An 8,145-nucleotide genomic window follows, 5' to 3' on the forward strand; every position below is an offset into this window, starting at 1 on the left:
CCCCCCCCCCCCCCCCCCCCCCCCCCCCCCCCCCCCCCCCCCCCCGACGCTCGCCGTTGCGATGACGTTACGGCTTGTCGATCGGCCGGTCCGGGTACGGTGGCGGGGGCTGCTGCCAGTCCCACGTCGATTGATACTTCACCCCCGCCATGTACGGCGTCTCCACAACCTTGCCGCCGGCCGCCTGCGAGATCAGGGCCGCGTCCAAGATGCCGCTCGTCAACAGCGTCCGCTCGGCCGGCCACGTCGGGCGGCCGGTCTGCACCATCTTCGAGATGCCTTTTAGCAAGACGGAGAAGTGCGTGAACGGCCGGCCCTCCTGCGTGAACGCCGCGCACGCCTCAACCTTGCCGTCGTCCGTCTGCCACGCGGCCGCCCACTCCGCGACGGCCGGGTTCAGCGTGAACAGGTTCGCCCGCAGCCCGTCGGCGTAGTCCACCACGATCAGGCTCGGCTCCTTCACCAACTCTTCGACCTTCTTCCCCGCCGGGATCGGCCGCACTTTCAAACTCGCTAGCGCCGCGTCGAGCAGCTTCCGGTCGAAGACGCCGTCCTTCTCGGCCGCCCACACCGCCGGGCCGGTCAGGCAGCGGACGCGGGCCACGCCCGTCTCGCCGCCGTGCCGCCGCTCGGCGAGCGCCTGGACGAACTCCAGCCCGTGGAACCCGTAGGCGTCCAGCGAGTGGTACGACAGCCCGACGATCTGCTTCAGCCTCGCCCCGCGCCTCACGTCGAGGGCCGGGTTGCGCCACGTCCCCGGAATCGAGGACCCGGCCATCAGGGGAATGTTCCTCGCCTTCGCGGTGTCGTACAGCCACTTCGCGTCGGCCCAGTTGTCGGCCAGGTGCTTGTCGTTGAACACGGGGACGACGCGGCCGGTCCGCTCGAACGCGGCCACGACCTCGCCGAACAGCCGCCGCTTCGGGTATTGCGTGCCGCCACTCGCGGACTTCGGGTACGTCCCGTGCTCGGCGACGAGGAGCACGCCGTCCACGCCGCCGCCGACCGCGTCGCCGACCGTTTCTTTCAGCGGCACGCCGTACTCCTTCGCGAACCGGCGGCTCGTGTCGTTCTTCGGAACCTGGTCGGTGAACAACGACGCGAGCGAAAGCGCCGACCGCGGCCCCTTGTTGTCGAGCGAGTCGGTTTGCAGCATCCGGCCGAGGATCACGTCCGCGTGCGAGTTGTGCCGGTACTCGGTGGTGACGCCGGCGACCTTCGGGAAGCGGATCGCGTGGACCGTGAACGGGCAGAGCGTCGTGACGTACACCGTGCCGTCCGACGCGGCGCAGATGCCCATGACCGTGTACCGCGGCAGCTTCGTGCCGTCCTTGAGCGCGTACACGCCGTGGTGGTAGCGGCGCTCCTTCCCGTCCCTGTCCGTGAACGTCGTGTAGTGCGGGTTGCCGATGGCGATCGGGCCGCGGTCGGTCGGGGCCGCGTCGCCGGGCCGCCAACTGGCGACGTGCAGGAACTGCCCGCGCTGGTCGAACGTGGCGGCGACGCCGGCCCACACCGTCCCGTCCGGGGCGACGCACATCGCCCGGCAGTCGGTGGCCGTCGCCGTCGGGATGAGCTTCCCCAAACTGCGGCCGGGGAGCGTGTCGCCGGCCGCGGTCAGGTCGTAGGCGAACAACTGGTTGGTGCTCATCGCGACGGCGTAGAGCGTCTTCCGGTCCGGCGACACCTCCCAGTTGACCGGGTGGCTGTGCTCGTGCGCCAGGTTCGAGTCCTTCGTCGGCGGTCGGCCGTCGATGGTCTGCTTCAGTCGCTCCATCTTGTCCGTCGCCGGGTCGTACCGGGCGATGTCGCCGCCGATGAGCGGGTGGTACGCCCGGCCGCGGTGGTCGAGCACGATGAAGGCGTACATGTGCTTGCTGTCGATCAGGTCGCGGTACTTCCCGGTCTTCAAATCCAGGACCATGAAGTGGGCGCTCTCGATTGGCCGCTCGTCGGAGCAGGTCGAGATGTACGCGAGGCCGCGCTCCTCGTCCGGCGTCACGCTGATGATTCCCTGGTGCGGGACCGGGATCGGGTACACCTTCGTTTTGCCCGTGGCCGGGTCGAACACCATCGGGTAACCGCCGGGGTAGTCGGTCCGCTTCTCGCCGTCGGCCGGGTAGCCCTGCTTCGTGCCGAGGTAGATTTTACCGCTCGGCCCGACGTTGTTCCGCGTGTGGAACTTCGCCTGCGCCGCGAACCCCGTGGCCGGCGTGCCGATCTCCTTGTGCGCGTCGAGCACGATTCTCATCTTCCGCGTCGGCGGGTCGAACTCGACGAGGAAGGCGTTCTCCCGGTACTTCGCCGTGCCGACGTAGATGCGGCGGTCCTTCCCCTCGACGACGGAGAAGTACCCGCTCCCCTCGGAGGTCGTCTCGTAAGGGACGAGGTGGGCGGTGGACCAGAGCCAGTGTTGCGAGAGGGCCGTTTCCTCGGCGGCGAGCGGGGCGGCGAGCGCGAGGAGGACGAGGAGGGAGCGGAGCATGGCTGGGACCCGAACGTGCGGCGGGGGCAGGCGGACGCCAGTATCCCCGATCCGGCGGGCGGTTTCACCCGAAATTCACCGGCCGGGTTCAAGTCGTCGGCCGGCCGCGCCGATGATGGGACTCGGAGCCATGCGCAAGCCGAAGCCAGCCCCGCTCGTCGTCCGCCGCGTCCGCGGCATGGGCCGCGGCGTGTTCGCCGGCCGGCCGTTCCGGGCCGGGGAGCTGCTGGAGGTCTGCCCGGTTCTGGTCCTGCCCGCCGGGACGCCGCCGACCGCCCTCGGCCGCCTGGACGCCTACGTGTTCAAGTGGGCCGACGACGCCCTGGCAATCGCGCTGGGGTACGGGTCGCTGTACAACCATTCGACCGACCCGAACGCCGTGTTCTCGTACCGGTTCGGCCGGGACGAGGTCGTGTTCCGGGCCGTCCGCGGGGTCGCCGCCGGCGAGCAAATCTTCATCGACTACGGCTGGGCCGCCACCGACTACGACGCCTTCCGCAAGGCGGGCTGAGGGCCGGGTACGGGGTAGGGGTACTCGGTACTCCGTACCGGGTACTCGGTACTCCATACTCAGTACCGAGTACCCGGTACGGAGTACCGAGTACCCGGATCGGGGCCACCCCGTCGCTCTTCCCGCGCGATACCTTTCCGCCGCCGCCGGAACTCCCGGCCGTCGCGCTCCCTGTCGCGAACGCACGGCCTTCGCTGTCGCAACAACGGCGTGCCAAACTGTCCGGGATGTGTCGGAATTTCCGCGGGAAAGGGGACATGTTTCTCCGGAACTCGCGCCCGCTTCCCGAACGCGCACTACGGTTTCTGTCGGCCGGATCGCCCTCGGCCGCAGGAAATCCATCTCCCAGGAATTCAAGGTTCGAGGTTCGCTCATGGGCACGGCCACCCGGTTACGCCTCCCCCGGTCTCCGTTCTTCGACGCGGTCCGCAAGAGTGGCCTCCTCCCCCCCGACGACCTCGTCGCGTTCATCACCAAGCAACCGCTCGACGAGAAGACGCTCCACGACCCGATCAAGATGGCCTCCCTGTTCGTGCAGAAGAAGCTGCTCACGAAGTTCCAGGCCATGCACCTGTTGAAGGGGAAGACGCAGGGGTTCATCCTCGACCACTACAAGGTGCTCAACGGCATCCGCCAGGACCGCGTCGGGATGGTGTTCCTGGCCGAGGACCGCACCTCGAAGAAGCTCGTCAGCGTCAAGGTGCTGCCGACCGACCGCACGTCCGACAACACGATCCTGAAGGAGTTCGTCAAGGAGGTCCGGGCCGCGGCCCAGGTGGACCACCCGAACGTCGCGCGGGTGCTGGACCTCGGGTTCTGGAACGGCACGCACTTCGTCGTGTCCGAGCACGTCACCGCCCCGACGCTCGACAAGGTGCTCGCCGAGAAGGGGCCGCTCGCCCCGGACGCGGCGGCGCAGTACATGGCCCAGGTGGCGATGGCCCTGCGGTTCGCCCACCAGCGGTCCCTGTTCCACCGGGACATCAAGCCGGCGAACGTCGCGATCCTGCCCGACGGCCGGGTGAAGCTGATCGACCTCGGGCTGACGCACATGCTCGAGAACCCGTGGAAGCACGTCACGAAGCGGATCAAGACGGCCGAGTACGCGGAGGAGATCGACCACATCGCCCCGGAGCAGGCGTGGGGCAACGAGCCGGACGCCCGCAGCGACATCTACAGCCTCGGCTCGACGTTCTTCAAGCTCATCACCGGCCGGTCGCCGTTCCCTGGGTTGGCGGCGGAGAAGATGGCCGAGCGGCAGGTGAAGGACATCCCGAACCCGTGCGACGTGAACCCGAAGGTCCCGCGGCAGATGGGGGAGATCATCCAGAAGATGGGGGCCCGCGACCCGCAGAACCGGTACGCCTCCGCGACGGCGCTGCTGGTGGCGCTGCACCCGTGGCTGCCGATCTCCGACTGGGTGACGATCGCGGGGACGCTGCCGATCGAGACGCCGGCCGCCCCGCCGTCGCGGCTGACGGACACGGCGACGCCGGCCGCGAAGTCGTCCGCGTTCGCCTGGCTCCGCCGGGCGGTCGGGCTGTAAAGCGTCCTCACGTCACCAGGGCCGCCGCCACGTCGGCGGCCAGTTTCGCGTTCGCGACGATCAGCGCCCGGTTCGCCGCGAGCGTCTTGCCGTCCGTCAACTCCGCCAGCCGCGACAGCAGGAACGGCGTCAACTGCGGCCCGGTCGCGCCCTCGGCCGCCGCGTCCAACTCCGCCTCCGTCAGCGCCCGGTTGAACGCGTCCGCCGCCACCGCCACGTCCGCCGGGCACGGGTGCGCCAGCACCATCCCGCCGCCGCCCATCCGCGCGTGCGCGGCGAACGCCGCCGCCGCGTCCGCCGCCGCCTCCACGCGGGTGACCGACCCCACCGCCCCGGCCGTGTAGAACGTCGGGAACTGGTCCGTGCGGTAGCCCAGCACCGGGACGCCGAGCGTTTCCAGAATCTCCAGCGTCCGCGGCAGGTCGAGGATGCTCTTCGCCCCGGAGCAGACGACGAGCACCGGCGTGCGGGAGAGTTCCGTCAAGTCTGCGGAAATGTCGAACGCGGACTCCCGGTGCGCCCCGCCGATGCCGCCGGTGGCGAATACGCGAACCCCGGCCGCGTGCGCGAGGGCCATCGTCGCGGACACCGTCGTCGCGGCGTGCCGCTTCAGCGCCACCGCCGCGGCCAGGTCGCGGCGGCCCGCCTTCAACACGCCGTCCGCCTTCGCGATTCCTTCCAGCTGCGCGTCCGTCAGCCCGACCGTCGGCCGGCCGGCGAGGACGGCGATTGTCGCCGGGACGGCACCCGCCTTGCGGATGACGGCCTCGCACTCGCGGGCCGTCTCGACGTTCGCCGGCCACGGCAGCCCGTGGGCGACCAGCGTCGATTCCAGCGCGACGACCGGCCGGCCGGTCTGCACGGCCGCGCGGACCTCGTCCGCGACGATCAGCCATTGTGCGTCCATTCGCCCCTCCGACAATCGACAAGTTGTCCCTCACCCGACATAATGCCGAACATGGACGCCGCCGACGAGACGCCGCCCGCAAATTTCCCGCCGACGCCGGCCGTCGTGCTCGGCTGGATCGCCGCGGCCGGGGACGGGGCGTGGTTCCCGCTCGCCCACGCCCGGCAGGCGAACATCCCCCGCGACTCCCTGGATGAACCCATCGCCGCCCTCCGCGTCGCCGGGCTGATCCGCGTCACCGACTGGGTGAAGGGCGTCGGCCAGGGGTTCGGCGTCACGCCGGAGGGGGCGAAGCTGGCGAACGAGCCGCACAAGGTCGCCCGCGCCCTCGCCGCCCCGCACCACCACCGGCCGGACCCGGCCCCGCGGCCGACGACGTTCGACCGCGGCGAGGAGGCCCGGCAGGCGATCCTCGCCCCGCGGGTCCCGACGGCCGTGCCCGTCCTCATCATCGCCAACGTGTTCTGGTTCCTCGTCGGCCTCGTCATCGCCGTCAACGCCGGCCGGTCCGGGAACGCGTACCTGGCGAACGGCGACGTGCTGTTGCTGGAGCGGCTCGGCGCGGTGTCGGCCGTCGGCCTCGTCAACGGCGAGTGGTGGCGGCTGCTGTCCAGCGCGTTCGTCCACATCGGCATCCTGCACCTCGTCCTGAACATGTACGGCCTGGCGAGCGTCGGCAGCGTGACCGAGTCGATCTGGGGCCTCCGCAAGTTCCTCGTCCTGTACGCGGCGTCCGCGGTCGGCGGCGGCTGCCTGGCGATGGCCGTCCAGCCGGGGCCGATCATGGCCGGCGCGTCCGGCGCGATCTGGGGGTTGATGGCGTCCCTCGTCGCGTGGCTCGTGCTGCACCGCCAGCACCTGCCGCGGCCGATGGTCAACGAGAGCCTCAAGCGGCTCGGCGTGCTGCTCGTCATCAACGTGATGGTCAGTTTCGCCCCCGGCGTGAGCTGGGCGGCGCACTTCGGCGGCGGGCTGATGGGGGTGGCCGTGTCGTGCCTGTTCGTCGCGTCGCAGCGGGCCGGGGTGAAGGGCCGGTGGTTGGCGTTGGCGCTGTCCGGGGTGCTCGTCGCCGCGGCCGTCGGGGGGCTGGTCTACCACACCCGGCACAGCCAGAAGTGGCAGGCGCTGCGGACGGCCGTCTCCTTCACCGACTACGTGCAGTACCTGAAGGCCGCGGAGGCGGCGATGCAGCCGATCCACGCCCCGCAGGTCGAGCAACTGTACCGGGCGGTGAACGAGGTCGCGCAGGTGAACGCGAACAAGCCCGACCTGCCGGCCGCGGTCGCGAAGCTGCGGGCCGACGCGGACGCGTTCGCGGCGTTCGTGGGAGCGCACCCGCGGTCGGCCGGCGTCGGCGAACTGCCGGAACGATACGCGGCCTACGCGGAGGCGGTGAAGGGGCTGGCCGACGCCATGGCCGACGTGCTGCGCGAGCCGCACGGCAGCCTCGCGGCCCTCCACCAGCGGAAGCGGCTGGCCGACCAGCGGCGGGCGGAGATTCATAGCGGCCCGCAACCGGGGCGGTAATCGACCCCTGGGACCGCGGGCGTCCCGCCCGCCGCGGCCCCAGCCACTGGAGACAGGTCCCCGTTGACAGGAAGGCGGGCGGGCGGGACGCCCGCGGTCCCAGGGGGGCGCAGCCCGGCACGCCTTTGAAACGAGTTTTGATGGGAACGCTTACCGTCACCGCGGCCGAGTTGCACGCCGCCACGGATCGGTTCGCCCGCGAGGCGCGGTGGCACGCCGTCCGCACGCCGCGGTTCCGGATGCGGTACGCCACCTGGGGCGACGGCCCGCGGCCGCTCGTCATCGTCCACGGCCTGTGCGACCGCACCGAGTCCTTCGCCATGCTCATGGCGAACCTCGTCGATCACGTCCGCTGCATCAGCGTCGAGCTGCCCAACGGCAAGGACGACGACGCGAACCTCGGCCCGTACCGGCACGCCGACTTCGCGCACGACCTCGTCGCGCTGCTGGATCACCTTCAGTTGAACGAAGTCGATCTCCTCGGCTCGTCGTTCGGCTCGACGGTCGCGCTGCGAACGGCCGTCACGTACCCGGCCCGGCTGCGGCGGGTGGTGCTACAAGGTGGGTTCGCCCGGCGGCCGCTGATTCGGGCGGAACGCGGGTTGGCCCGCCTCGGCCGGTACTGGCCGTGGCGGATGGGCGACCTGCCGATCCGCGAGTCGGTGATGCGGCGGTTCGAGGCCCACGCGTTCGTGACCGCCCCGCCGGAGGTGTTCGACTTCCTGATCCACAACAGCGGCCGGACGCCGGTGCGGGCCGCGGCGGGGCGGGCGTTGCTCCTAGACAAGCTCGACCTGCGGCCGATGCTGCCGCGGGTGCGGCAGCCGGTGCTGATGATCGGCGGGGACCGCGACACGATCGTGCCGCGGCAATACGAGGCGGAGGTGGAGGCCGGCGTGCCGGACGTGCGGCGGGTCGAGTTCTCGCCGTGCGGCCACTACCCGCAGTACACGCACCCGTCGCGGATGGCGGCCGAGGTGCGGGCGTTCCTGACGGGGTGACGCCGGTGGAGTCGGGCAACCCGCCCTAATATAGCCGCCGGCTTGCCGGCGGGGTTTTGGGGGTCGCAAAAACCCGCCGGCAAGCCGGCGGCGATTTATATTTAGGGTGCCAACCCCGGTTGAACCCAAACCCACGTCGGCATGCACCAAAAATGGTCGACCAAAGGG

The 8,145-nt window shown here is 70.7% G+C and carries 6 protein-coding genes; 4 read left to right on the forward strand and 2 right to left on the reverse strand.

All coding sequences use genetic code 11. The annotated features are described in order from the left end of the window. Window positions 1–67: 67 nt before the first annotated feature. A complete protein-coding gene (locus AC5JJ2_RS20805; protein WP_495859952.1) occupies window positions 68–2,485 on the reverse strand; it encodes an SMP-30/gluconolactonase/LRE family protein in 2,418 nt (805 codons plus the stop codon). A 130-nt stretch (window positions 2,486–2,615) separates the two neighbouring features. Here AC5JJ2_RS20805 and AC5JJ2_RS20810 point away from each other — a divergent pair, with 130 nt between their 5' ends. Together AC5JJ2_RS20810 and AC5JJ2_RS20815 are read left to right on the forward strand one after the other, a co-directional pair. Further along, window positions 2,616–2,996: an SET domain-containing protein gene (locus AC5JJ2_RS20810; protein ID WP_495859953.1), complete on the forward strand. Its 381-nt coding sequence runs from the start codon at window positions 2,616–2,618 to the stop codon at window positions 2,994–2,996. A 373-nt stretch (window positions 2,997–3,369) separates the two neighbouring features. After that, the gene (locus AC5JJ2_RS20815; protein WP_495859954.1) at window positions 3,370–4,542 is read left to right on the forward strand and encodes a serine/threonine protein kinase; all 1,173 of its coding nucleotides are present in this window, start codon (window positions 3,370–3,372) and stop codon (window positions 4,540–4,542) included. Window positions 4,543–4,549: 7 nt separating this feature from the next. Here the strand turns inward: AC5JJ2_RS20815 and AC5JJ2_RS20820 are convergent, their stop codons facing one another. Further along, on the reverse strand, window positions 4,550–5,449 hold the full coding sequence (locus tag AC5JJ2_RS20820; protein WP_495859955.1) for a pseudouridine-5'-phosphate glycosidase: 900 nt from the start codon (window positions 5,447–5,449) through the stop codon (window positions 4,550–4,552). 51 nt (window positions 5,450–5,500) lie between these two features. On the opposite strand from AC5JJ2_RS20820, the gene AC5JJ2_RS20825 reads away from it, so the two are divergent. Continuing rightward, on the forward strand, window positions 5,501–6,976 hold the full coding sequence (locus AC5JJ2_RS20825; RefSeq protein WP_495859956.1) for a rhomboid family intramembrane serine protease: 1,476 nt from the start codon (window positions 5,501–5,503) through the stop codon (window positions 6,974–6,976). A 140-nt stretch (window positions 6,977–7,116) separates the two neighbouring features. Further along, window positions 7,117–7,977 carry an alpha/beta fold hydrolase gene (locus AC5JJ2_RS20830; protein ID WP_495859957.1) on the forward strand — a complete coding sequence of 287 codons (861 nt, stop codon included), beginning with the start codon at window positions 7,117–7,119 and terminating at the stop codon, window positions 7,975–7,977. Window positions 7,978–8,145: the final 168 nt, after the last annotated feature.

Source organism: Limnoglobus sp., assembly GCF_059499385.1.